Annotated in this window: 21 protein-coding genes, 1 riboswitch and 2 other annotated features; of the genes, 4 read left to right on the plus strand and 17 right to left on the minus strand. The window is 35.4% G+C overall.

The features are described 5' to 3' along the window. Window positions 1-12: 12 nt before the first annotated feature. Window positions 13-780: an ABC transporter ATP-binding protein gene (locus ABH960_RS03505; protein WP_404442817.1), complete on the minus strand. Its 768-nt coding sequence runs from the start codon at window positions 778-780 to the stop codon at window positions 13-15. 389 nt (window positions 781-1,169) lie between these two features. Between ABH960_RS03505 and ABH960_RS03510 the strand changes: the two genes are divergently transcribed. Next, window positions 1,170-1,652 (plus strand): DUF2975 domain-containing protein, encoded by a 483-nt coding sequence (locus ABH960_RS03510; RefSeq protein WP_002127302.1) that lies wholly within the window; start codon window positions 1,170-1,172, stop codon window positions 1,650-1,652. Window positions 1,653-1,662: 10 nt separating this feature from the next. Further along, the gene (locus tag ABH960_RS03515; RefSeq protein WP_002127301.1) at window positions 1,663-1,881 is read left to right on the plus strand and encodes a helix-turn-helix domain-containing protein; all 219 of its coding nucleotides are present in this window, start codon (window positions 1,663-1,665) and stop codon (window positions 1,879-1,881) included. A gap of 165 nt (window positions 1,882-2,046) precedes the next feature. On the opposite strand, the gene thrS is transcribed toward ABH960_RS03515, so the two are convergent. The 6 genes from thrS to ABH960_RS03550 all read right to left on the minus strand — a co-directional run bounded on the left by thrS (window position 2,047) and on the right by ABH960_RS03550 (window position 8,124). After that, entirely contained in the window at window positions 2,047-3,966 is a 1,920-nt protein-coding gene (gene thrS / locus ABH960_RS03520; RefSeq protein WP_404442821.1) for a threonine--tRNA ligase, read from the minus strand. A gap of 44 nt (window positions 3,967-4,010) precedes the next feature. After that, window positions 4,011-4,233 (minus strand) — a binding site (T-box leader). Window positions 4,234-4,270: 37 nt separating this feature from the next. Continuing rightward, window positions 4,271-4,494, minus strand: a binding site (T-box leader). A 121-nt stretch (window positions 4,495-4,615) separates the two neighbouring features. Beyond that, on the minus strand, window positions 4,616-5,323 hold the full coding sequence (locus ABH960_RS03525; RefSeq protein ID WP_002085707.1) for a pseudouridine synthase: 708 nt from the start codon (window positions 5,321-5,323) through the stop codon (window positions 4,616-4,618). 444 nt (window positions 5,324-5,767) lie between these two features. Then, window positions 5,768-6,133, minus strand: coding sequence for a VOC family protein (locus ABH960_RS03535; RefSeq protein WP_404442825.1), 366 nt, complete (start codon window positions 6,131-6,133; stop codon window positions 5,768-5,770). A 99-nt stretch (window positions 6,134-6,232) separates the two neighbouring features. Then, window positions 6,233-6,862, minus strand: coding sequence for a YdbC family protein (locus ABH960_RS03540; RefSeq protein WP_002085712.1), 630 nt, complete (start codon window positions 6,860-6,862; stop codon window positions 6,233-6,235). Between the two features lie 24 nt (window positions 6,863-6,886). Further along, window positions 6,887-7,144 (minus strand): PhzF family phenazine biosynthesis protein, encoded by a 258-nt coding sequence (locus tag ABH960_RS03545; protein WP_078178853.1) that lies wholly within the window; start codon window positions 7,142-7,144, stop codon window positions 6,887-6,889. Window positions 7,145-7,305: 161 nt separating this feature from the next. After that, a complete protein-coding gene (locus tag ABH960_RS03550; RefSeq protein WP_404442829.1) occupies window positions 7,306-8,124 on the minus strand; it encodes a nucleotidyltransferase in 819 nt (272 codons plus the stop codon). Window positions 8,125-8,559: 435 nt separating this feature from the next. After that, a riboswitch (glycine riboswitch) is annotated at window positions 8,560-8,679 on the plus strand. A 107-nt stretch (window positions 8,680-8,786) separates the two neighbouring features. Here ABH960_RS03550 and ABH960_RS03555 point away from each other — a divergent pair. Next, on the plus strand, window positions 8,787-10,154 hold the full coding sequence (locus ABH960_RS03555) for an alanine/glycine:cation symporter family protein (protein ID WP_002065299.1): 1,368 nt from the start codon (window positions 8,787-8,789) through the stop codon (window positions 10,152-10,154). A gap of 48 nt (window positions 10,155-10,202) precedes the next feature. Here ABH960_RS03555 and ABH960_RS03560 read toward each other — a convergent pair whose 3' ends face one another. Beyond that, a complete protein-coding gene (locus tag ABH960_RS03560) occupies window positions 10,203-10,733 on the minus strand; it encodes a DinB family protein (protein ID WP_404442832.1) in 531 nt (176 codons plus the stop codon). Window positions 10,734-10,747: 14 nt separating this feature from the next. Beyond that, window positions 10,748-11,515, minus strand: coding sequence for a DUF3891 family protein (locus ABH960_RS03565; protein WP_404442835.1), 768 nt, complete (start codon window positions 11,513-11,515; stop codon window positions 10,748-10,750). Between the two features lie 204 nt (window positions 11,516-11,719). Here ABH960_RS03565 and ABH960_RS03570 point away from each other — a divergent pair, with 204 nt between their 5' ends. After that, entirely contained in the window at window positions 11,720-11,992 is a 273-nt protein-coding gene (locus tag ABH960_RS03570; protein WP_002012780.1) for an HU family DNA-binding protein, read from the plus strand. Between the two features lie 43 nt (window positions 11,993-12,035). On the opposite strand, the gene ABH960_RS03575 is transcribed toward ABH960_RS03570, so the two are convergent. From ABH960_RS03575 to dhbC, 8 genes are all read right to left on the minus strand, one after another. Beyond that, on the minus strand, window positions 12,036-12,578 hold the full coding sequence (locus ABH960_RS03575; protein WP_002012778.1) for a hypothetical protein: 543 nt from the start codon (window positions 12,576-12,578) through the stop codon (window positions 12,036-12,038). Between the two features lie 36 nt (window positions 12,579-12,614). Next, on the minus strand, window positions 12,615-13,364 hold the full coding sequence (gene sfp / locus ABH960_RS03580) for a 4'-phosphopantetheinyl transferase Sfp (RefSeq protein ID WP_404442839.1): 750 nt from the start codon (window positions 13,362-13,364) through the stop codon (window positions 12,615-12,617). Between the two features lie 64 nt (window positions 13,365-13,428). Next, the gene (locus tag ABH960_RS03585) at window positions 13,429-14,871 is read right to left on the minus strand and encodes an MDR family MFS transporter (RefSeq protein WP_404442842.1); all 1,443 of its coding nucleotides are present in this window, start codon (window positions 14,869-14,871) and stop codon (window positions 13,429-13,431) included. Beyond that, window positions 14,871-15,095, minus strand: coding sequence for an MbtH family protein (locus ABH960_RS03590; RefSeq protein ID WP_002136206.1), 225 nt, complete (start codon window positions 15,093-15,095; stop codon window positions 14,871-14,873). The genes ABH960_RS03585 and ABH960_RS03590 overlap by 1 nt, the downstream gene beginning before the upstream one ends. Then, window positions 15,092-22,252, minus strand: coding sequence for an amino acid adenylation domain-containing protein (locus ABH960_RS03595; protein WP_404442845.1), 7,161 nt, complete (start codon window positions 22,250-22,252; stop codon window positions 15,092-15,094). The genes ABH960_RS03590 and ABH960_RS03595 overlap by 4 nt, the downstream gene beginning before the upstream one ends. 33 nt (window positions 22,253-22,285) lie before the next feature. Next, complete coding sequence (locus ABH960_RS03600; protein ID WP_002136203.1) at window positions 22,286-23,179, minus strand: isochorismatase family protein; 894 nt, start codon at window positions 23,177-23,179, stop codon at window positions 22,286-22,288. Window positions 23,180-23,211: 32 nt separating this feature from the next. After that, window positions 23,212-24,828 (minus strand): (2,3-dihydroxybenzoyl)adenylate synthase, encoded by a 1,617-nt coding sequence (locus tag ABH960_RS03605; protein ID WP_404442849.1) that lies wholly within the window; start codon window positions 24,826-24,828, stop codon window positions 23,212-23,214. Window positions 24,829-24,840: 12 nt separating this feature from the next. Next, complete coding sequence (gene dhbC, locus ABH960_RS03610; protein ID WP_404442852.1) at window positions 24,841-26,040, minus strand: isochorismate synthase DhbC; 1,200 nt, start codon at window positions 26,038-26,040, stop codon at window positions 24,841-24,843. Between the last annotated feature and the right edge of the window lies 1 nt (window position 26,041).

The raw sequence follows: 26,041 nt of genomic DNA on the forward strand, positions 1-26,041 counted from the left end.
AGTCTCGCCTCCTTACTTCGACTCAGTTGCTGAGCCCATTTGGGCAAGCACACCTAAAATATCTTGATAGAAATTTTCTCGTGTTCCTTGACGATTTAACTCTTTATAAAGTAGACCATCTTGAATAAATAGAATACGCTCACAATAACTCGCACTAAATGCATCGTGTGTAACCATTAAAATACTGACATTGTGATTTTCATGTAAATCTTGCATCGCTTCTAATAAACTTTTTGCATTTTTACTATCAAGTGCTCCTGTCGGTTCATCTGCTAATACGATTGCCGGATTATGTACTAAAGCTCGTGCTGCCGCTGTTCTTTGCTTTTGTCCACCAGAAACAGCAGTCGGATATTTTGTTAAAATTTCAGTAATCCCTAATTTCGTCGCAACCCCATTTACTTTTCCAGTAATCTCACTTGACGGTACGCCTTGCAGGGAAAGTGGTAAAGCGATATTTTCATAAATTGATAAATTTTCTAGTAGATTAAAGTCTTGAAAAATAAATCCTAGTTTTTGAGAACGAAAATCTGATAATGCATTCCCCTTCATAGAAGTAATATTTGTGCCAGCTATTGTTACACTACCACCTGTCGCTTGATCAAGTGTACTAATCACATTTAATAATGTCGTTTTACCAGATCCAGAAGGACCCATAATCCCTACAAACTCTCCTTCTTTAATACTTAATGAAACACCCCTTAATGCTTTTGACTGATTCTCATTTCTTTTCCCATACGTTTTTTCTACACTTTCTACAGTAACTACATTTGTTGACATCTCTTTCACTCCATCCCTTTTGTATAGTATAAATTTCCCATATATTTCTTATATTTTTCTCATAAAAATTCTTAAGAATTTTTAAATTTTCCAAATGCAGATTGAGATACATAAGAAATACAAACGATTTCTCTGCTTAATATTCTCACTTTTCTAAAATCCTTTCATTCGATTTCCCTTACATTTACCTTACATTTTTGTAAGGTTAAAAAAAACAAACCACTTCATAAGAGCATTTCTTTGGAATGAGAAATGCTTTTTATTGTTATCAAAATTTAAAAGATATTTCAATAAAAATAATAACACAATAAAAAACAATGAATTTTTATTGTAAAACGATAAATCGCATGATAAAATCATGTTGTTATTACATAAGTGAGGTGCTTTTTATGAAACAAGTTACGACACTCTTTTTAAAGCTAGCTATTATTTTTATAGGATTCCCAGTTCTTGCATTGTGCATATTTTTGGTGCCTAAGATTGGGAATTTCGCTGGAGAATTGTATCCAGATATTGCTTATATGAAATCTCTCGTTTTAATCGATATGTACGCGGCAGCGATACCTTTTTACTTTGCTCTGTATCAAGCTTTTAAACTTTTAAGCTATATTGATAAGAACCAAGCGTTCTCGGAATTATCGGTAAAGGCTTTAAAGAATATAAAATACTGTGCCATCACGATCAGTACCTTGTACTTGCTAGGTATGCCACTCTACTATCTCATGGCGAAAAAAATTGATCCTCCAAGTTTCATACCAATCGGATTGACCATCATTTTCGCCTCTATGGTGATTGCCGTTTTTGCTGCTGTTCTCCAAAGGCTTTTACAAGAAGCTATTAATATAAAATCAGAAAATGATTTAACAGTCTGAGGTGGAGAATATGACAATTATTATTAATATTGATGTGATGTTAGCAAAACGAAAAATGAGCGTAACGGAGCTTTCGGAGAGGGTTGGGATTACGATGGCGAATCTTTCCATTCTGAAAAATGGGAAAGCAAAAGCGGTTCGTTTTTCAACATTGGAAGCGATATGTAAGACTTTAGATTGTCAACCAGGTGATATTTTGGAGTACAAAAGCGACGAATACACTCAATAAAAACAAATAACAACTTTCTTCAACCAATGGGATTAGATTGTGAAATTAAGATGAAGGGATAGCAATTAAGCTATCCCTTCTCTGCGTTTATTATTGTTATTTAATATATCTTTAATTACTTTAACTTCAGTATTACATATTAATGGTGTGTTTTATTATCAATCTCTATTTCCTATTTTTAATTTCCTCTTTCATACTTTCCACAAACGCATCTAGTTCAACAACTTCTGACTTCTCTTCACCATATTTCCGTACATTTACAGCTTCGCTTTCCATTTCCTTATCCCCAATAACAAGAACATACGGAACTTTTTGCATTTGCGCTTCTCTAATTTTATATCCTAACTTTTCATCTCGTATATCTCGTTCGACACGAATTCCGGCTTGTGCTAATTTATCTGCAATCCTATTTACATATTGTTCATGCACTGCATTTGAAACTGGAATTACTTTCACTTGAACTGGTGCCACCCATGCTGGGAACGCGCCTCCAAAGTGCTCAATTAATATTGCTAAAAAACGGTCTAAAGATCCTAAAACTGCTCGGTGAATGACAACTGGTCTTCTTTTTTCATTATTTTCATCTATATAATTTAAATCAAATTTTTCTGGCATTTGGAAATCAAGTTGGACTGTTCCGCACTGATGACTTCTATTTAAAGCATCTTTAATATGGAAATCAATTTTCGGACCGTAGAATGCACCGTCACCTTCATTTAATCTATATTTATAATTTAATGACTGTAATACATTTTCTAATGCCAATTCTGCTTGCTGCCATAATTTATCATCACCCATTGAATCTTCTGGACGAGTAGAAAGCTCTACTTCATACTCGAAACCAAAAGTTTTATACACATAGTCAATTTGCGCCAACACTGATTTGATTTCATCTTCAATTTGTTCTGGTGTTACAAATAAATGAGCATCATCTTGGCAGAAAGTACGAACTCTTAATAATCCGTTTAAAGCGCCACTAAATTCATGTCGATGCACTTGACCGAACTCACACATACGAATCGGTAATTCACGATAAGAATGTAATTTATTTTTAAACATAAGCATATGGCCTGGGCAATTCATCGGTTTTAACGCAAAACTTTTATGATCTACTTCTGAGAAATACATATTGTCTTTGTAATGTCCCCAGTGTCCTGACTTCTCCCATAATTCTTGATTCATCATAAATGGAGTACGCACTTCTTGATAATTGTACTCATTTTGAATTTCTCTTAAAAATGCTTCTAATTCATTGCGAATAATCTGTCCTTTTGGCAAGTAAAAAGGCATTCCCGGAGCCTCTTCCGAAAACATAAACAATTCAAGTTCACTACCTAATTTCCGATGATTTCTCTTTGCGGCCTCCTCAACAAAATGTAAATACTCTTCTAATTTTTGTTGAGAAGAGAAAGCAACACCATATATACGCTGAAGCACTTGATTGTTACTATCACCTCGCCAATATGCACCAGAAACATGAGTTAATTGAAATGCTTTCAAATAACCAGTAGATGGCAAATGTGGTCCTCTACATAAATCTACAAATTCACCTTGTTTATACAGTGTTACACTTTCTCCATTAGGAATTGCTTCTAAAAGCTCTAATTTCAAACTATCATTCATTTCTTGAAACAATTCTTTTGCTTCTTCTCGAGAAACCTCAACTCGCTCTATCTTTACATTTTCATTTATAATATTTTTCATTTCTTTTTCTATTTTCGGTAAATCTTCTACGTTTACACTACTTGGAAGATCCATGTCATAATAAAATCCATTTTCAATGACTGGCCCTACACCAAGGTTTACATCACCATAAATTCTTTTTACAGCTTGCGCTAATATATGTGCCGCAGAGTGTCTTGCAATTTTTACCCCTTCATCTGAATCCATAGTAATGATTTCAACTTTCGCACTTTCTTCAATGTTTCGTCGTAAATCAAAAGACTGATCATTAACTTTTCCTGCGACTGCTTTCTTTTTCAAGCTACTACTAATTGCCCCAGCAATTTCTTCTAAAGTAATGCCTTTCACAAATTCTTTAACGCTACCATCTGGAAATTTAATTTCGATCATCTGTTCTTTCATTTTTCATCTCTCCATTTCATAATAAAAAGCACACTCATCCCTAAAATAGGGACGAGTGTGCTTTTACCCGTGGTTCCACCCAGATTCCCATCGCAAATATACAATGGCTTCTTTTACGGTAACGTCGTTTACACGGCACTAGATACTTGATTTCCCCAGCGCAGCTCTAAGGTGGTAAGTTATTTTACTGCGTTAGGAAGTTCTCAGCTTTTCTTCCTTCTCTGTATAACCGTTTAAAATAACTCGTGTCCTTTTCTTCGCTTATTATGAAATAAAATATAAAAAAGCATATTCATCCCTAGTAAATAGGGACGAATATGCTTATATTCGTGGTTCCACCCAGATTCCCATCACAAAAAACATAATGGCTTCTTTTGCGATAACGTCGCTTACACGGCACTAGATACTTGATTTCCCCAGTGCAGCTCTAAGGTGGTAAGTTATTTTACTGCGTTAGGAAGTTCTCAGCTTTCCTTCCTTCTCTGTATAACCGTTTAAAATAACTCGTGTCCTTTTCTTTGCTTTTGTAACAAATACATTTATTGTTATTTAATATATCCTATTCATTTTATTTTTACAAGTGTTAAAAATATATCTTTTATTCAAAAAAAAGAAACCAAAAACATTTTTTGGTCTCCCCTTCTCTTTTTTACCAATCTTGTGGTTCGTAATTTAAGTCTGAAAATAGGCGTTTTTTCTCTTTTTTCGATAAATCTCTCCACTGTCCGACTGGTAAATTATTCAACTCAATATTCATAATTCTCGTACGTTTTAACGTGTATACTTGATAACCCAAAGCTTCACACATACGGCGAATTTGACGATTTAGCCCCTGTGTTAAAATAATTTGGAACTCATATTTTGATAACTGTGTTACTTCACAAGGAAGTGTTTTTGTATCTAAAATTTTAACACCTGCTGCCATTTTCTCTAAAAACTCCGGTGTAATCGGCTTATCTACTGAAACGATATATTCTTTCTCATGTTTGTTTTCAGCACGTAAAATCTCATTAACGATATCGCCATCATTCGTTAACAAAATTAAACCATCTGAGTCTTTATCGAGACGTCCGATGTGATTAATTCGTAAAGGATGATTCACTAAATCGATAATATTACCTTTTACGGCTTTTTCACTTGTACATGTAATACCTACTGGTTTATTTAAAGCGATATACACATGGTCTCGAGCAATACGAAGTTGCTCTCCATTTACTCGTACGTCATCACCTGGATTTACTTGGTCACCAATTTTTGCAACCTTACCGTTAATAATTACTTTTCTCTCGTTAATTAACTTATCTGCTCCACGTCGAGACGCTTTTCCAGCTTCACTAATAAATTTATTGATACGCAAGTTAGGCACATCCTTTTCATAAAAAATTTCAAGCTCACACTGCTTCTACCGTACAATACAAAAGGGTAAGCATCCTATTATAACTTAAATATATTAACATGAAAGGGTATATGACGTCTTCACTTAATTACATGTTTACACGAAAATAATTGGTCCTCTTTTCCTTTTTACCTCAAACTGTTTAGCAGTCAATAGATTAACCCTTGAATATAACATCATTTATTTACTTTTTTCATAGATAATATACCGATATAAGTTTGATTAATCATGCCTAAATAACTCACAATATGTGAAAAATAAAAAAGAACCCTTTTGAAAATAATCAAAATGGATCCTTCTTCAACTAAACGAATACTAGTTTTTATACAAAAGTGTTCAATAATTATAATCTTTGATAGAAAACATCGTTCAACAAACAAAATAATCTCGAACTCCCCTAATTTTTTACGCTTCACTATTTTCTTCACATACTCCAAAAAGAAGCCCTTGATTATCTATACAATAAGCAAAGTAACCCATATTAGGAATAGCAGTTTTAGGTACAACTACTTGTCCACCATTTTCAATAACTTTATTTATGTACTCATCAACTGAAGGTACTTCAATCGAATTAGTTGTCCTAGTAGCACCATCAGGTGATTTCATTAATCCACCATCGATACCAGGTCTATCACTCTCATCTGTAATTATGAACCAATAGTCATGTGGCCCAGGCATTTTTTCAAACTTCCATCCAAAACTATTTGTATAAAATTGAATAGCTTCTTCAGGGTTTGGGACTTGCAATTCAAATCTTAAAACTCTACTCATTTAAATATCTCCCCTCTTATTCTTGTACAAAGTAATTGTACAAGAACTAATGTTCTGTATCGAATTTTTCGAAACTAGCTACTTTAATAAGTTCTAACTTTATTTAGAAGCGGCAACAGACCATTCTTCCTCCCGAATAACTCTCTTCCCATTTATATTTTCAACATACTCATTTACATTTGCTAACTGATATAACTCTGGGAAAATTTCTTTCATATAGAGTTCATGTGCTATTTCATCTTGCCAATACGTTAATACTATGTAACGATTTTCAGTCTTTAAAGACTTCCCAACAACTCCACCTAACATTCCTTTTGCATTTTCCATTCCTTTATTCCAAATTGTTTCTTGCGTATGTAAAAAATACTTTTCTTTTCCTTCTTTCACATCGCAAATTGCAACTCTTACAAATGATCCTTGTGCAGTTACGTCTTTCAAAGGAGTTTCTGTTATATCATACAACGTTTGAAACATTTCAATATTACAGGAAATATATGTGCCTTCTTGATTACTATTTAAAAAAATTGTATCATGAGCATCATTCATGAATGATTGATATGCATTTCTATCTTCCCATAAAGTATATACACACGCTTCCCCTTCATTCCACCCACCAAATTGTCCATAGAATCCGTCTAAATACTGTAAATCACGCCATTTTTCTTGCGCATCAGAAAACAATTCCCTTTTCTCTTCTTCCACCTTGCAAAATATTGTTTTTAATAGCATTTCTAATTCCCCTTATGATACGGTTCATTTCCCACTTGCAATACTTTCTATTTTTCCACCAACGCAAACATTAATTTTACTCTCAATCACCTCTGCTTCTATATGTATTAGAGAATGGCGATTTATCTCATCCCCTTGTCCAACATGCATATTTATCTTTTTCGTTCCAAGATAACGATATTTTATAAGATACGCCGCTAAACATCCATTTGAGCTTCCTGTTGCCACATCCTCTGTGATTCCATAATAATCTGCAAAATCACGGACATTAAGATCATTGATTTCCCAACTAGAAAATCCCTAATTTTCCATAAATAACGCAAGTTGATTACCTGAATACTTGCCTTGCGAGAATACATCCACAATGTAAAAATCCCAATATCTCTCCTCTCCTCTCTTCTATTCTTCAACACAATCTGTTTACATAATGAAATTATAGTTTATTAAATTTTTATATTTTTCAAAGAATCCTCTGCTTTTTCTATCAACCAATCACCAAACGTATCTAAAAATGATAAGATTTCTTCTATATCTTTTATCGGTTCAATTACATATTGTAGTGCTTTCCTCATATTTTTTTCTTGTTCGGGAAAATGCTTACTAAATAACTCATATGCTGGATATAAGTCCCTGGAATACAGCCCTTCTCTATCAATTGTTAATGCTAGACCTGCCCTGACTACAATCTTCATGATCCAACGACAACAATCCTCTATATCATCCACGTCCTTATTATGAATTAACTCTTCGTGTGTTTGTTCAATTTGTTTCCGCAAATGAATGAGATGTTCATACGCTATCTCCTGACTTACTTTATATTTAGGTAAATATAATTTTACGTCTTCACCTAATATACATACACTATGTGTCTGAATCATAAATCCTATAAAAGAAAAATCCTCTGAGTTTATTACTTCTTTTTCACTATAAAAACTTAACTCCACTCCTGATATACAATTAAACTGCTGTGTAATTTGGACTTCTAGCTCCTTTCTCCAGCTTAAGTCAATTACTTGAGGATTCTTTCGAACTAATATAATCATATCTACATCTGCAACCCCTTCTATCCCAATCCCTCTTGGAATAGAACCCCTTATATAAACACTGTGCAAATCATCCCGCAAAAATTGACAACAAGTATCCTTTATTTCTTTTATTACCTCCAAAAACACAGGCTGAATTTTATTAAAATGTGCATCGTTTATAATAAATCCTTCATCATCCACAGGACAAAAACGCCCTATTTTTTTTATTCTTGGCAATTTATCAACTCATTTCCCTATAAAATATTGGTTTATTCCACACATACAACAATTATAATTCAAATAATTCAGAATTGAAAATTTGAAAGTAAGACATAAATAATCCTACATTGTTACGTCCTATCTCTTTTATCACCATTCATTTTTCGAATATATAATAAGTAATCTCTCCTGAGATCATAAAATAGAAGATAAATTAGGAATACCAAAAAAATAAGTTTATTTACTATTTCAAAATAAAAAATGATTGCATTTCACTAATTGTATATCTATAATGTTTTTATTGATTCTATACAGAATCAATGCGTTTAAGTTTTTAATTTTATAATTCGGATGAACCATTCAGGAGAAGGTCTATTGATCTACCGACGGGGCAAAAAGTTGCTGAACCAACTTTGAAACTCTCAGGTCTTGTTTACAAGTAGAACTGCATGGGGACGAATCTCTGGAGAGACTCCCTCTCGCTTAATATAGCGCGGAGGAAAACGAGCACCGAAGGAGCAAATCCGCTAATCTAGCGGATAATCTCTCAGGTAAAAGGACAGAGACAAGCGAAAGAAAATGCCGATTTGTATCGGTTTATTTTTCTATCCCTTGTTTCTCCAGAGACCATTTCATTTCCTTGAAGTGGTTTTTATTTTTTCTAAAAAAGGAGAATACAGATGGAGACAGTAAGTAAAGTATTAGAACAAATTAATCAGTATGTGTGGGGGTTACCAACTTTGTTGCTACTTGTTGGAACTGGTATCATTCTCACAGTGCGCTTAAAAGGTTTACAATTTAGTAAACTAATATACGCTCACAAACTAGCTTTTAAAAAATCAGAGGATACATCATCTTCTGGAGATATTAGTCACTTCCAAGCACTGATGACAGCTATGGCTGCAACGATTGGTATGGGAAATATAGCAGGTGTCGCAACTGCTGTGACAATCGGTGGACCCGGCGCAATCTTTTGGATGTGGATTACTGCTTTATTTGGAATGGCAACAAAGTATGCCGAAGCAATCCTTGCGGTGAAATACCGTGTTAGTAATGAAAATGGTGAATACTCCGGTGGACCAATGTATTATTTAGAACGTGGTTTAGGGAAAAAATGGCTGGCTGTTTTATTCGCTATATTCGGCACAGCTGCTTCTTTCGGTATCGGTAATATGGTTCAATCTAATTCAGTTGCAGAGGCAATGCGAATCAATTTTTCTTTCCCTCCTGCATTAACTGGTATACTCATGTCATTCTTAATCGCTATCGTTATTTTGGGCGGTGTAAAAAAGATTGGTAGAGTTACTGGATATATCGTTCCTATTAAAGCATTCTTTTATATAATCGCTGGCCTTATTATTATTTTCTATCACTTTGATCAAATTCCAGAAGCATTTTCACTTATTTTTTCTGGTGCATTTCAAGGTACTGCAGCTGCTGGTGGTTTTATCGGAGCAACAGTTGCATCTGCAATTCAAATAGGAATGGCACGTGGTGTATTTGCTAACGAGGCTGGTTTAGGAAGTGCTCCTATTGCTGCGGCTGCTGCCAAAACAGATTCACCTGCAAAACAAGCTTTAGTTTCTATGACTGGTACTTTTCTAGATACATTTATTGTATGTACAATTACGGGGCTAGTATTAATTACTACAGGCGCATGGAAATCAGGTAAAACTGGTGTTGAAGCTACAACATTAGCATTCCAATCCGTATTCGGTACTGCTGGTAGTATGATTCTCGGTATCGCCATTATATTATTCGCCTACTCTACTATTTTAGGTTGGTCGTATTACGGAGAGAAGTGTGTAGCTTATTTATTCGGACAAGGTGCTGTACGATATTATAAAGCAATCTTTATCGTTATGATTGCAATAGGTGCTAATTTAAAGCTAGGTGTCGTATGGACATTTGCCGATATTGCAAATGGACTTATGGCGATTCCAAACTTAATTGGTCTAATCGGATTAAGTGGTATTGTTGTCGCTGAAACGAATCGCTTTTTACAAGCAGAGAAATTGAAAGAAAGCAATAAAAAACAGGCAAGTTAATCACTAAAAAAGGAATGGCTCATTTATAATAAGCCATTCCTTTTTTCTCTATTTCAATTCCTTTCCCTCCTGAACCATATGTAAATAAAGTACAAAATCCATCATTGTAGATGAATAACCAAGTTGACGGATCATTGCTGTTATATTCCCTCTATGATATGTACCATGATTTACGACGTGTTGCACTAACTCTAAAATGGAAGTGTCTAATGCACCTGCATATGGGTTCTCAATAACAAATACAGTATTTACGTCTTGTATTGTACTTAAAAATTCTTTATATTGATTTACCATGTTTTCAAACATTTTTTCTAATTCATGTAACGATTTAGTTTCGATTTGTTTTCGTAATTTTTCTCGGTCTTGTATTACTTCACTCATACTTTTACCATGCAATATGTGTAACCACACTTGATCTGTAATATAAATATGTGCAAAAGTATCCTTAATTGATGGGAATACACTCTGTATCTGTTCATTAAAAATTGTCTCATAGTTTGGTAACTCTTTTAGTCGGTTGAATAATCGTGTATTAGCCCAAGCATGGTAATCAAACTGTTTTAACATGTAATCTTTCAATCTAAATCGCCTCCTTATTGTATGAAACGAATGTTTTGCTTCTTCATTTCCGATTCTCTATCAGCTTTTACAATCCCTTTTTCTTTAACTTCATGTTTATTTATAGTTTTATATTTTACATACGTATGAAATTCCGTTTTAAATGGAAACGATGTTATTTGAATTGTTTCTTCATCCACCCATTCAGCTTGAATAGGCTTCTCCCCCTTACTATTAAACATTTCTGTTCCTTCAAAACCCTCTTTAAATAAATTAATTTCATCTTTCTTTTTTACACCAGGTTTATTCATACATACATATAAAGAAAGTTCATCACAAAACTTTAATAATCTATAATGTTTATCAAACATCGCATATTGTTCTTTTGTTAACGTTTTCAAAATTCTTTTTTGTCGTTCCAATTCATGTTTATAAAAAGACATCATCTCTTCATCTTCCTCATTTAATGAAAATGATAAAAAGTGCTTACTACAAAGTAGCGCCCCGTATGGATTTGACTCTTCAATTGCATTCAAACCAATCGTATAAAAAACAAAGCGTAATGAACTTGGACAATCCATAAATGTATATGGAATATTTTTAGCATCATTCAAAATTGGTACTTTATCAAGCTCTATCCATCCTCTATCATGCTCATATATAGCATCAATTGTCTCTTTTAAGTATATTTTATCTTCAAAAAAATCTTCTATTATATGTCTTGCAATTTCACCAGCTAAAAAACCATGATCATGTTGACGAATTAATATACTTTCTTTTTCATTCTTTTCACGAAAAATCATCCGTATATTCCCCCTCATCCTCATATTACAGCTTGTTGTATGCATCAATTCTTAATTAATCCCTAATTATTAGCAGGGATTCAGTTTCTTTCAACGAAATTAACATAAATATACAGCATTCTTTCTAATCACAAAGTTAGCTTTATCTTTACTAACCATTATACTAAAACATTCATTCTAAAAAATTTTTTATGAGGTGAAAACATGAACAAAACAGAATTAGTTAAAAATGTAGCACAATCAGCTGATATTTCTCAAAAGGATGCTTCTGCAGCTGTACAATCCGTATTTGACACAATTGCTAATGCATTACAATCTGGCGATAAAGTGCAACTAATCGGCTTTGGAACTTTTGAAGTGCGTGAAAGATCTGCTCGTACAGGGCGTAACCCGCAAACTGGAGAAGAAATTCAGATTGCTGCTGGTAAAGTTCCAGCATTTAAAGCAGGAAAAGAATTAAAAGAAGCTGTTAAATAAACAAGAAACCAGCCATTTTATAGGCTGGTTTCTTGTTTATTGTTTATTTAAGCAGTTCCTTTATATTCTCTGCATGATACACTTCACAAATATAAAATACACATTTGCAGTTACTTACAATTTGATATTTTCTAGTTGGATAAACATTCGCCGCAACAGAACATCCATCAAACAATTCGATAATATTTCCAGATGGCTGATATCCTTCATATAATACGTTTCTTCTTACTTCCATCTTTTCTATAAGGTTTTCAACAGGAATATTTCCACTCTCTAATTCACTCTTTATTGTATCCGGTAAAAACGAAGTGTCTGCAAAAATTAGATTTTCAGATAACACCTTACCTTTATAACTAACATTGGATACGCGGTAAAGAAATGTTCCGTTTTTATCAAAGAAATTCTTTGCTTCTTTCGGAATGTATTGTCTATCGAGCGCTTCCTGTTCAAGTACATCAAACTGAACTGTATCTTTTACAAGTTTTTCTAAAGCTAGAATAGATGACGTATTTCTAGAAAACAACATATCTTTAATTGCCTGTACATTATAAGTTAATTCAGTTTTTCTATTTTCCGCTACTAACATGAGGAACACCTCTTCTATAAGAAATTTTATTAAAAATTAACGATGATTTAATAGCAATCCCGCGTCTAACTGCGTAATTTCAGTTACTTCTTTACTAAATATTGCAATGGAAGCCATATAATCTAAACTAGGTCTTACATCTTCCATCATTGTATTTTCTGCTAACTCTTGTCTATCTTTAAAAACCAACAATTTTGGAGGGTCATTTGGAGCTGATACTGTAATTTCTACTGGTGGGATCAATAGTCCTTCACCTGTCGCTTTCAGCACTGCTTCTTTTCGAGTCCAATATGTTAAAAATCCTTCTAGTCGCTGCTCATCAGGTAACTTCATAACTTGTGCTATTTCAATGTCTGTTAATACGCCCTCCGCCATTTTCATAACATCTACATTTGGATTCATTTGCTCAACATCAACACCCACAGGTCCAGATTTAGTAAATGCAACAACAACCCACTCACCGGAATGTGAGACTGATATTTGCGGCATCCCTTCTGGTAACTGTGGTCTGCCATGTTGTAATTTACATACTGGGCACATTCGATCAATTGGCACTTGAACTGGCGACATAGAAAGTACCTTTCCAAGTACTAATCTACTAATTACACAACCTATTATAAAACGCGCACGGTCTGCCGAATGATGATATGAATTTGCTTTCTCTCGCTCTACATCATTTAGTAAATTGTAATGCCATGATTGTAAATCTGAAATTCTTGCCCACCATATTTGACAACTATTCTCATTAAGGGTTGGTACAGAATCTACAACTTTACTCTCTATCATGTAAACTCTCTCCTTTTAAATGCCAATATTACTTTATTTCAAAAGAGTATTAGCATGCTGCAACTCATTCATTTACAACTTCTTTCTCTTTTTGTAATACAGATAACGGCTTTTTATTCTTCTTTGACATTACCTCTTTATCAGAAATACGTAAAGAAAATAGTAATGCTATGAGTAAAAATATTGCTGATCCAATTAATGCTGCTTGATATGGTAAAAAATCTGACTGTGCATTATTCTGTACGTTATTACTTCCAAAACCAGATAGTATACTAGCTAAAACAGCAACTCCTATTGCAGATCCTAATCGGTTTTGCACATTGAATATAGTAGTTGCTCTCCCCATAGAAGGTGGTGCAATATTGTTAAAAGCAGAAAATTGAACCGCACCGACAGATTGACCTAAGAAAATACCAATGCCAAACAATAGTGCCCGAATTTGCCATGGATTCGTATCATGATTTACAAAACTTAATAAAATAAAGATAACCGCCGTACTTACTAATCCAATAGAGATTACCTTTCGAGCTCCTAATTTCCTATATGACCATGGTACAATCTGCGAAGAAATCATTAATCCAATCGCCTCTGGGAATGTAGTAAGACCCGATTCCAGCGCGGAAACTCCTATTACATTTTGATACATAAGCGGAAAAATAAATAACATTCCTAGTAAACCAGCTGATGAAAACAACGAAATAAGACTCATTTTTCTAAAGACCGGTTCTTTTAATAAGTGTAAATCTAACATCGGTTGCTTTACTTTAAGTTCTACAATAATAAACAATGTAAGTAATACAATCCCAGCTATCCCAATACTAATTATTTCTGGAGAAACCCAACCTTTTGACGGGCCTTGACTGAGTGCATAGATGAGCATCGCAAAACCTGGTGCTGAAAGAACAAAACCGAGAGAATCAAAACGACCAGCCGATTTTTCAATATGCTCTGCTAAAAATAGAAGTCCAAATAGCAACGCAATGATACCAAACGGCAGATTAATATAAAATGCCCAGCGCCAGGACATTTGATCTACAAAGAAACCACCAATAATTGGTCCGATCGCTGGTGCTACAGCAATTGGAAGTACAATAAATCGAGAAATTTTTGGTCTTTCCTCTGGTGAAAATGTTCGGAATAACATCGCCATCCCGACTGGTGTTAAAAGTCCGCCACCAGCACCTTGAATGATACGAAAAATGTTTAATGAAGTAATATCATTAGCAATTCCACATAGTGCAGATGCAATTGTAAAAACGAAAAGGGCAGTTAAAAATACTTTTTTCGTACCAAAGCGATCTCCTAACCAACCAGAAATCGGAAGGAAAATAGCTAAGCTAACTAAATACCCAACATTTACAGTCCCCATTGCAGATGGGGGCACTTGCAGTTCTTTGCTTATCGTTTGCAGTGCTACATTCACAATCGTTGCATCCATCGCAGCCATAAACATCGCTGTTATATAAACGATGCTTACAACTACTTTTGGATTTATTTTTACTTTCATTATTGTTTTCCTACTAATATTTTTTCGCTAATTTGATTTTTTTTCGGCTCTAAATCATTCCAGTTAACTTCAACGTAGTCTAAGCAAACTTGTCTGCTAGCTTCTTCATGTACGACATTCCATCCAATTGGTACATCGAGAAAGGCAGGCCAGAGAGAATACTGGCCCTCCTCATTCATTAATACTTTATATGTGTAATTATCATTTTCAAATGGATTCGTCATACTTTACTTACCCCTTTCTTATTCTGCAAATATTTCGCTAGCACTTGTCCAATTTCTGTAAGTGGACCTGGCTGACATAAATCTTTATGTCTACAATCAATATCATGCTGCACGATTTCCCCGTCTAAATAATTTAGCCACGTATTTGGAGAAATAGGGTCAAACCAGTCTGGTATAACAGTAGATCTAAAGAATAAAATATCCCCGTTATAAACTTTTGGCACGTATTTCCCTAACAACCCTACTGAATTCACATATGTCTCTTTCAAGTTTAAAATAGTCTCTTCCTCAAGACTTGCTAATGCACTTCCATCTTTGCGAAGTATTGCAACCGCACTTTCCATAGTAAGTGGTTTACCATCCATGTTATCTGGATCATATCCACCTAAAGCAAGTAATGCGATTAACGCTTCTTCTTCAGTAGGTGCTTCCGTATTCGGTAAGAAGTGACCAGGATACGAATCCAGCATAACGAGTAATTCTACTTCTTCCCCTTCATTTTGAAGTTGCGCCGCCATAGCATGAACAACATTTCCTCCAAGCGACCATCCGAGTAAACGATACGGTCCGTGAGGCTGTATTTCACGAACGTGTTTTAAATAATCCGCTGCCATCTCCTCTAAGCTTTTTGGAAGTTCTTCATTTTCAGCGATACCACGTGCTTGTACACCATAGATTGGATAATCTGTTCCTAAAGATTTCATAAGTCCTGCATAACACCAACTTAATCCACCTGCTGGATGTACACAAAATAGTGGTAATTGATCTCCGCTTGCTCGTAATGGAAGCAACACATCAAGTGCACTTTGACCATTCCCCATTTCAAGTCTTTCAGCAAGACCTGCAACAGTAGGTGCTGCAAATAAAGTTCCGATATTCAGTTCAACCCCAAGTGCCTCTTTAATACGGCTCATCAGCTGCACCGCAAGAAGTGAATGACCACCAAGATCAAAGAATCCATCATCAATTCCAATTTGAGACACACTTAAAACTTCTGTAAACAAGTCGCATAGCATTTCTTCTTGCGGCGTTCTTGGTCCGCGGCTAGAAGATGATGTAATAAATTCTGGAGCTGGCAATGCCTTTCTATCTAATTTACCGTTTGGAGTTAAAGGTAACTCATTTACTACTACAAAAGCGTACGGAACCATGTAATCTGGTAAACTACCTCCTGCATGCTGACGCATTTCATTCGTATCAATCGTTTCATTATTTGATGCGACGATATAAGAAACTAATCGTTTATCCCCTGGTTGATCTTCCCGTACAATAACTGCTACTTGTTCAACTTTAGGATGTTTCATTATGACCGCTTCTATTTCCCCTAATTCAATTCGGAATCCACGAATTTTAATTTGATGATCTGCACGTCCTATATAATCTAACGTCCCATCTTGACGCCAGCGCGCTAGGTCCCCTGTACGATACATTCTTGTACCTGGCTTCCCAAATGGATCTGCGATAAAACGTTCAGCAGTTAATCCTGCTCTTCCTAAATATCCACGAGCCAGTCCTGCACCTGCAACATACATTTCTCCAACTACTCCAGGTGGCATCGGTTGTAAATAGTTATCTAATACGTATACTTTAAGATCCGGTATACTGCACCCGATTAAACTATTTGCTCGTAAAGAGACGATGCTCTCATCTAATTCAATATAACTAACATGTACCGTCGTCTCCGTTATACCGTACATATTAATAAGCTTCGGTGAATTATGAGGATGACGACTATACCAATCTTCTAATCGACTTAGTTCAAGTGCTTCTCCTCCAAAAACAACATATCGTAAAGATAATTTTTGACCAATCTCTTCATTTTCACGATCGGCTTGCATCAATTGATAGAACGCTGATGGAGTTTGGTTTAAAACAGTCACCTTTTCCTTAACAAGCAGTTTTAAAAATTCTTTCGGCGAGCGACTTACAGTATGTGGTACTACAACTAGACGCCCTCCATATAATAAAGGTCCCCAAATTTCCCAAACTGAGAAATCAAAAGCGTATGAATGGAACATCGTCCACACATCGTCTGCGTCAAATTGGAACCAATGATCAGTTGCTCCTAAAAGTCTTACTACATTTTGATGAGGTATCATAACGCCTTTCGGTCTACCTGTTGATCCTGACGTATAAATAACATAAGCAATATGTGAAGGAGATAACGGCTTAATGCGCTCCATTTCATCAATATTATCTTCACTATATTTCCCAATTTCTTCTATTACTTTCACATCATCAACTAAAATCTTTAGTGCCTCATCACATTCAACTTCCACATCTGAATTTGTTAAAACACACGATGGTTTCGCATCGTGTAGCATAAATGAGATACGATCTGACGGATAATCCGGATCTAACGGAAGGTATCCCGCACCAGCTTTAAGAACAGCTAGTAAGCTTACAACCATGTTTAAAGATCTCGGCATCGCTAAAGCAACGAGTTGATCAGGACCGATTCCTTTCGCTATTAACAAACGAGCTATTTTATTCGCTTTTCTATTTAACTCTTCATAAGTTAGCTCTTCATCTTCAAAGACGACAGCAATAGAATTTTGATTTACATGAGCCTGCTTTTCAAATAATTGTGGCAATGTCATTTCAGGTACAATTTGAAAACCACCATTCCACTTTTCTAAAACTGTATTTCGCTCTGCTAAAGTTAATATTTCTAATCTACCAATTGATTGATCCGGATGTTTCTCTGCATCATCTAATAATAGAATGAATCGTTCTATTAGTTTTTGAACCGTTTCACGTTTATATAAATCGGTACTAAACTCTAACAATCCGTGTAAGCCATTTGGCGTACCATCAGCTCCATTACTTTCACTAATCTCAAATGTTAAATCAAATTTTGCAGAACCAACACTTTGAATTTCAAGGCTCGCTTCTAAATCCGGTACATCAAACGTTGCTTCTGGCGTATTTTGGAAAGCTAACATAACTTGAAACAGCGGATGACTATTTCGAGTTCGTACTGGGTTTAACACTTCAACAAGTCGTTCAAATGGAACATCTTGATTTTCATAAGCTGCAAGGTTTACCTGCTTCACTCTATCCAATAATTCTTTAAAGCTTGGATCTCCTGATGTATTTGTACGTAACACTAATGTATTTACAAATAAACCGACTATATCCGAGAGTACATCGTCGTTTCTTCCAGCAATCGGGCTACCTAATGGTATATCAGTTCCAGCACCTAATCTTGTAAATAGTGCACTAAGTCCCGCTTGCAACACCATAAACAAACTAACTCCATTTTTACGACCAAGCTCTACTAACCTACTATGCATACCTTTATCTATATGAAAATGAATTGTTTCTCCGCGATAACTTGTTTCAATTGGACGCTGATAATCTATAGGCAACTCCATTTGATCTGGTAAACCTTTTAATTCCTCTTTCCAAAAATCTAATTGTGTTGAAATAAGACTTTCTGGTGTCTTTTCATCACCTAGTAATTGCTGTTGCCAAAGTGAATAATCTGCGTATTGAACTGGAAGGGTTTCTAATTGAACACTATCACCTTGACATCGTGCTTTATAAGCTACTGTAAAGTCTTTCGTTAACGGTTGTAATGACCAGCCATCTCCTACAATATGATGTAAAAGAATTAGTAATACATGCTCATTTTCACTCACTTTAAAAAGTTGCAAACGAATTGCTGGTTCGATATCAAGATTAAAGCTATATCTTACAGCTTCAGACAGTGTACTTTCTAATTCATCCTTACATGTATTTGTTATAATCATTTTTAAATTCAATTTATCCATTTCTAGAATTCTTTGATATGAACTGCCAAGTGAATTCGGGAAAATCGTTCTAAGTGTTTCGTGTTTCTCAACTACATCATAAAAGGCACCTTGCATTGCTTCCTCATTCAATTTTCCAGACATACGAATGACTAACGGAATATTATAAGTAGGACTTGGACCTTCTAAACAATTTAAGAACCATAACCTGCGCTGTGCAAATGAAAGTGGAACTTCATTTGGCCTACTTACTTTCTTAATAGCTGGTCTTGCGCTTTTTGCACGATCTAATTGTTTCGCTAATTCAGCAACAGTTGGTGATTCAAATAGCTTTCCGATCCCTAATTCTACACTTAACGTTTCACGAATTCTTGCCATTAAACGAGATGCAAGAAGCGAATGGCCACCCATTTCAAAGAAATTATCATCTATACTAATTCGCGAAACACCAAGTACTTCTGCAAATAAATCACATAGTATTTCTTCTTTCGGATTTCTAGCAACTCTCTCATTGTTCATTCCATTAAAATCAGGAGCAGGTAATTTCTTTCTATCAACCTTACCATTTGGTGTTAATGGTAATTCTTCTAGCACAACAAATGCTGATGGTACCATATAATTCGCTAAACTTGCTGAAACATAAGAGCGAATTTCTGAAAGATGAATCGTTTCCTTCTCTTCGGCAACGATATACGCAATGATTCGTTTATCATTTGGACGATCTTCTCGTACCATTACCACTGCTTGTTGTATATTTTCATGTTGTTGTAAAACCGTTTCAATTTCAGCTAATTCAATCCGGAAACCACGAATTTTAATTTGATGATCTGCACGACTAATGTACTCTAGCACACCATCGTTACGCCATTTCACAAAATCACCGGTGCGATACATACGTGCTCCTGGTTCTCCATAAGGATTTGCAACAAACCGTTCAGCCGTTAACGCTGGTTTTCCTAAATATTCGTTCGCAAGTCCTTCTCCTGCAATATATAATTCACCGATAACTCCAGGTGGAACAGGCTGTAACCCTGCATCCAAAACGTACACCTCTGTATTCCAAATTGGTCTTCCAATAGGAGGTATACCATTTTCACTGTCATCAATGTTCATGAAAGTAGACCAAATAGTCGTTTCAGTTGGTCCATATAAGTTAGTTATAGAGCAACCTAATTCTTTTAATTTATTTGCTAAATGTGCCGGAAGAGCTTCACCGCCAACGAGTACGTTTAGCCTTTGTAACCTCTCTGGATATTCAGTTATTAACGCCTGCCAGAGCGTCGGTGTAGCTTGCATAATTGTCGCTCTTTCTTCTTGTAACAATGTCGTTAACGCAGAAGGCTCTTGGATTACCTCTTTTTGTGCAATTGTTATACTTGCACCACTAATAAGAGGTAAATAAATTTCTAGAGCAGAAATATCAAACGCAAACGTTGTAACTGCTAATAAATGATCGTTTTCATTTAATGAAAACGTATGTTGCATGGCTAATAAGAAGTTACTTAAACCTTTCATAGGAACAATTACACCTTTTGGATTTCCAGTGGATCCTGAAGTATAAATTGTATACGCTGGGTTTAAAAGTGATTCATCATTTTTAAATGTTATATTCATATGAGAATATGTTTTTAACACTATTTTCGTTTCTTCGCTATCTAATATGATTTTTTTAATATTATTTTCTATAACTAAAGAGGATGAAACAGATGAATGTGTTATGATATACACCGGTTTTGCATCATTTACTATATAACTAATACGTTCAACTGGGTATTCTGGATCTATCGGCAAATACGCTGCACCCGTCTTTAGAACTGCTAACATACTAACTACCATTTCTATTGATCTTGGAAATGCTAAGGCAACAAACTGATTTGGTCGTATTCCTTCTTCTAATAAATAGTGTGCTAGTTCATTCGCTCGTTCATTTAGCTCTTTATACGTAAGTTTTATCCCGTTACAAGTAACTGCTATTTTATTTGGATTTTTTTGTACTTGTTTTTCAAATAATATAGGTAGATTAATTAGCTCTTCAGCTTTCTTCGTTTCATTCCATTCCAATAAAACTTTATGATTTTCCTCGGGAAGAGTAATGTTTATTTTTCCAATCGGCTCGTCTTTGTGATAATTATTTATCACTAATTCTAATAGACTCATAAATCTTTCTTTATGCAATGCTAGTTCCGCGCCGTTATATACTTCCGGATTCGCATCAAAATGAATCATTAACTCATTTTCATCGAAACGTTTATATACATTTATCGATAAATCATCAACAGGTCCTGCTGATAAATTATGTGTAATACCACGATTTCCAGCAAAGTTAAGCCCATAATCAAAAGGCATAACATTCACTAACGGCCCAAACAACCTTTGATTTTCACCTAGTAGCTTTAAGTCTCTTCTTAATTCCTCATGACGGTATTTATGATGACGACGTACGTCTCGAATTTCTTTAGAAACTTGCTGTATTAATTCCGCAAGAGTTATATTTGGAGTTACAGTGAGACGAAGTGGAACTAAATTCATTACCATGCTTGGTGTATGAATAGATACAGAACCAAGACGCCCCATCATCGGTAAACCTAAAACAATATCATTTGCGCCTGTTAATTTATGCATGTAAATACTTGTTACGGCTACAACAAATTCGGGCCAACTCGTTAACGAAATATTAATATCTTCTAGTAAAGTTTTCGTACTAGCATTTGATAGATAAGCAGTTTCTCGTAAAAATCCATTTGATGTTCTCGGCGCTCGTTCTGCTAAACTTATAACTTCCGGTTCATCTGCAAACTTTTCTAGCCAAAAAGTACGATCTTCCTGAAATTGTTTAGATTCACGATACTCATTATCTTCTTGTACAATTTTTGCAAGAGAACCAAATGGCTTTTCATTCTTGTTTGTTTCTTCTATAAGTGATGTATACTCATTCGCTACCTTTTGGCTAAGAAGTGAAAATCCATAGCCATCCATCACAATGTGATGGATGCGCTGATACCAAAAGAAACGATTATTTTCAACTTGAATAAGTACTTCAGTAAATAATTTATCCTCTGTTAAATCCACGGGCATAGATAAATCATTTTTCATCCATACTTTAGCAGCTTCTTCAGGATTTTCCTCTTTACGAACGTCAATAAAATGCATATGAAACTTTGACGATTCCTCAATAACTTGCCATGGGCCAATTTCATCCTCTTCGAAACGAACATGAAGTGCTTCTGCTTCTTTTACCACTTTACGTACAGCTAACTCGAAAATTTCTTGATTAATATTTCCGTTTATTTCTATATATTCCCCAGTATTATAAATCGGATTAAGCGGATCTAATTGCTGCGCAAACCACATACCAAACTGCGCAGATGATAACGAATGACGAATCTTTTGACTGTTAGGCATTCTTTACTACCCCTTTATTATGTAGTCTATTTGTTACAGCACTTGTGCTGCTTGTGAAGATAGTAAACGGTACCAATCATCAACAGTTGGACGTTCTGCTAAATCTGCAAAAGTGATTTCTTTCCCTTCGCGACGCCATTTCTCTACTAAACTCATAATTCTGACCGAATCAAGTCCTCTATTTAATAAGTCTTCATCAACTTCAATACTCTCTACTGGCTCACGGAGTAGTTGTGCAACTAGTTCATGTACTTCCTGTAAAGTGATTCCTTCACTGTCATCGCCTTTTACACTTTGTAAATCTTTTAATAGTAAGTTTGTTGATGTCGTTACTGCACATCTATTAGATGCATACTCCAATGCTTGTTTATGATGCTCTAGTGAAAAATCAGCAACTGCATCTGCTACAAAAAATGGCTGGATACCATCCATAAAGGCTTCACAAGCTGTTAAAAGGCAGCCAATATGCGCATAAATACCGCAAATAATAAGTTGATCTCTTCCCTGTTCATTTAAAATTTCTAATAGATTCGTCTTTTTAAATGCACTATATCTCCATTTTGTTAGGAATATATCATCCTCATCTGGAGTAAGTTCATCGACAATTTTCTTTTTATCTGGTCCAGCAGGAATACCGTCACCCCAAAAGTCTTGTAATAACCCTCGTTGTTCCAACGTTTGTCCACCAGGTTGTGCTGTATAAACAACTGGTATACCTAGTTCCTTACATCTTTCTCTTATCACCTTAATATTTGAAATTAGTTCTACTTTTGGCGATTCTGTATCGCTATATGCATCAAGAAAGTATTCTTGCATGTCATGGATTAGAAGAACCGCACGTTTCGGATTTGGCGTCCAATTCACTTTATTTTTTGGTAGTTCTGATTCAATTGGCATTTTATATACTGAAATAGATGGGATAGCCATCTAATCACTTCCTTCCAAATTTTAATAGTTTTTTATCGTTTTACTGTAATAAGTTTTTCAGCAATGGCTTTACGTAATTCTTTTTTGCTTACTTTTCCAACACCTGTTTGCGGGAATGATTCAATAAATTCAATTCGATCTGGAATCTTATAAGCCGCTATACCACGTGCTCTTAAAAACGTTTTTAATTCACTTACAGTTGGAGATTGTCCGCGAGCTATAACAAAAGCGCAAGTACGTTCTCCTAAATAATCGTCAGGCATAGATACAATTGCTACATCATGTACTGCATCATGCGCTAATAGATGATTTTCAACCTCTTCCGCAGCAACCTTCTCACCGCCACGATTAATTTGATCTTTATCTCTGCCTTCTACAATGATGTAACCTTGTTCATTTACTTTCACAAGATCTCCTGTACGATAAAATCCATCCTTTGTAAATGATCTTGCATTATGCTCTTCCGCTTTATAATAGCCACGAATTGTATATGGCCCTCTTGTTAATAAACTTCCTACTTCACCGGGCTTTACATCGTTATCATTTTCATCAACAACCCTTACTTCATCGAATGTAGACATCGGTCTACCTTGTGTATGAATAATGATTTCTTCAGGATCATTTAATCTTGTGTAATTTACTAACCCTTCTGCCATACCGAACACTTGCTGTAACGTACATCCAAATGTAGGGCGTATACGCTTCGCAACTTCGGCACTAAATTTCGCACCGCCTACTTGAATAACTTGCAAGCTCGATAAATCGTCGTTACGTGAAGATACCGCATCAAGCCAAATCATTGCTAATGGTGGAACGAGCGCTGTAATCGTAACTTTTTCTTTTTCTATAAGAGCAAATGACTCATCTGGACTACCTCCAGTTGCCAATACTACTTTTCCAGCCGCATAGAAAGTTCCAAATGTTCCTGGAGAACTCATCGGGTAATTGTGTGCTACTGGAAGAACTGCCATATAGACGCTTTCTTCATTTAAATTACAAATGTCAGCGCTAATACGTAAACTATAAATATAGTCATCATGTGTTCTAGGAATTAATTTAGAAAGTCCTGTCGTCCCTCCTGATAATTGGAGAAACGCAACATCACTTGGCTGAACTTCTGGTAACGGAACTGGATTCATGTAAAGTTCATTTATACTCACAAACTCTTCCTCTTCCCCTACTACGATTACATGTTGTAAAGTAGGCACTTTTTCTTTTACTTCTCTTGCTAGTTTTCGATAATCAAAGCCGAGAGCCTTGTCTGAAATAACGTAAGCACTCGCCTCACCAAACTCACAAAAATAACTAATTTCACTACTTCGATGTGAAGGTAGTGCAAAAACAGGAAGCGCTCCAATTCGAAATAGTGCAAAGCATATTTCGAAAAACTCTATAATATTAGGTAACTGGATTACAACTCGATCCTCTTTCTTTATTCCTAAATTCAGTAAACCTGAAGCTAAGCGATCTACCTGTTTATCAAGTTCACTATATGTTATTTGTGAATTACCACTTACAATCGCAATTTGATCTCCATGTTTTTCAGCGCGTTCTTTTAACATCGAACCAAATGTTTCTCCAAGCCAACACCCTTCTTCTCGATAGCGATTGGCAAATTCTTTTGGCCATTCCGTATAACCTATTAACATTCTTTCTTCCCCCTATTTTTCATTCAGCGAATTATCTCTTAACCCTAAAGCCTTCAACATTGTTTGGAACTTAGCTGATGTTTCTGCTAACTCATCTTCTGGCTTTGATTCAGCAACAACTCCAGCACCTGCAAATAAGCGAAGTGTATTCTCTTGCACTTCAGCACATCGAATTGTAACAATCCATTCGCCATCTCCATTTAAATCGCTCCACCCTAACATTCCTGTAAAGAATTCACGGTCAAATGGCTCAATTTTTTGAATAGCCTCTCTCGCTTCTTCCATTGGAGTTCCGCAAACTGCTGGCGTAGGATGAAGAGCAATTGCTAATTGTAAAGAAGAAGTATTTGGATCCTTAAGTTCACCTTTCACTTCTGTAGACAAATGCCACATTGCTTCACTATGAATAACTGATGGTTTTTCTGGCACATGCAATGTATGACAGTACGGACGAAGCGCAGCAGCAACCGCTTCAACTACTACCGCATGTTCATGTAAATCTTTTGGAGAAGAAAGTAATTCTTCTGCTCTTCTTTTATCTTCTACTGGATCCTCACTTCGTGGTCTTGAGCCAGCCAACGGATTTGAAATTACTTGCATACCACTACGTGAAACAAGCAATTCAGGGCTTGCTCCAATTAACGTCTTATTGTTCTCGTTTTCATCTTTCGGTAAATTCACAGCAAATGTGTAGCCGTGCTTATTATGTTCCGCTAATTCACGAAGTAGTTTTTGTTGATCAATTTTCTCGGAAGACTTAACATCCAACGATCTAGATAGAACGATTTTCCTTAAATCTCCGTCCTGAATTTTTGCTATTCCTTGCTTCACACCATCCATATAAACTTCAGGAGCTGGAACCGGTGTCATTTCAAATGTCAGTTTCTCATTTCGTTTTATCTCATTTGTTGTCTCTAACTGTAAACGCTCAGTAATTCTACTATGTTCTGGTACGATAAGTTGAACTTCTTTTCTACGATCAAAAGGCAAAGCACCAACAACGATAGGATTCGGATTTCCAGCTTGTTTTGCATTACTTAATACCGCTTGTACAAGTTCTGGAAAGCTTTCAATTTCACGATGTTTTACTGTAGTAAACTCTCCTTCTGCTAATATTGTTCGAGTTGGTGAAGCGAAAAAGAATGAAGATTCTGTCTTATAATCTTCTAAAAGTTTTTCTGACAGTTCCTTTACGGCTGTAAGTTCATTCATA

Origin of the sequence: Bacillus sp. RC252 (genome assembly GCF_044909215.1) — a bacterium.
GTDB classification, from domain to species: Bacteria; Bacillota; Bacilli; order Bacillales; family Bacillaceae_G; genus Bacillus_A; species Bacillus_A mycoides.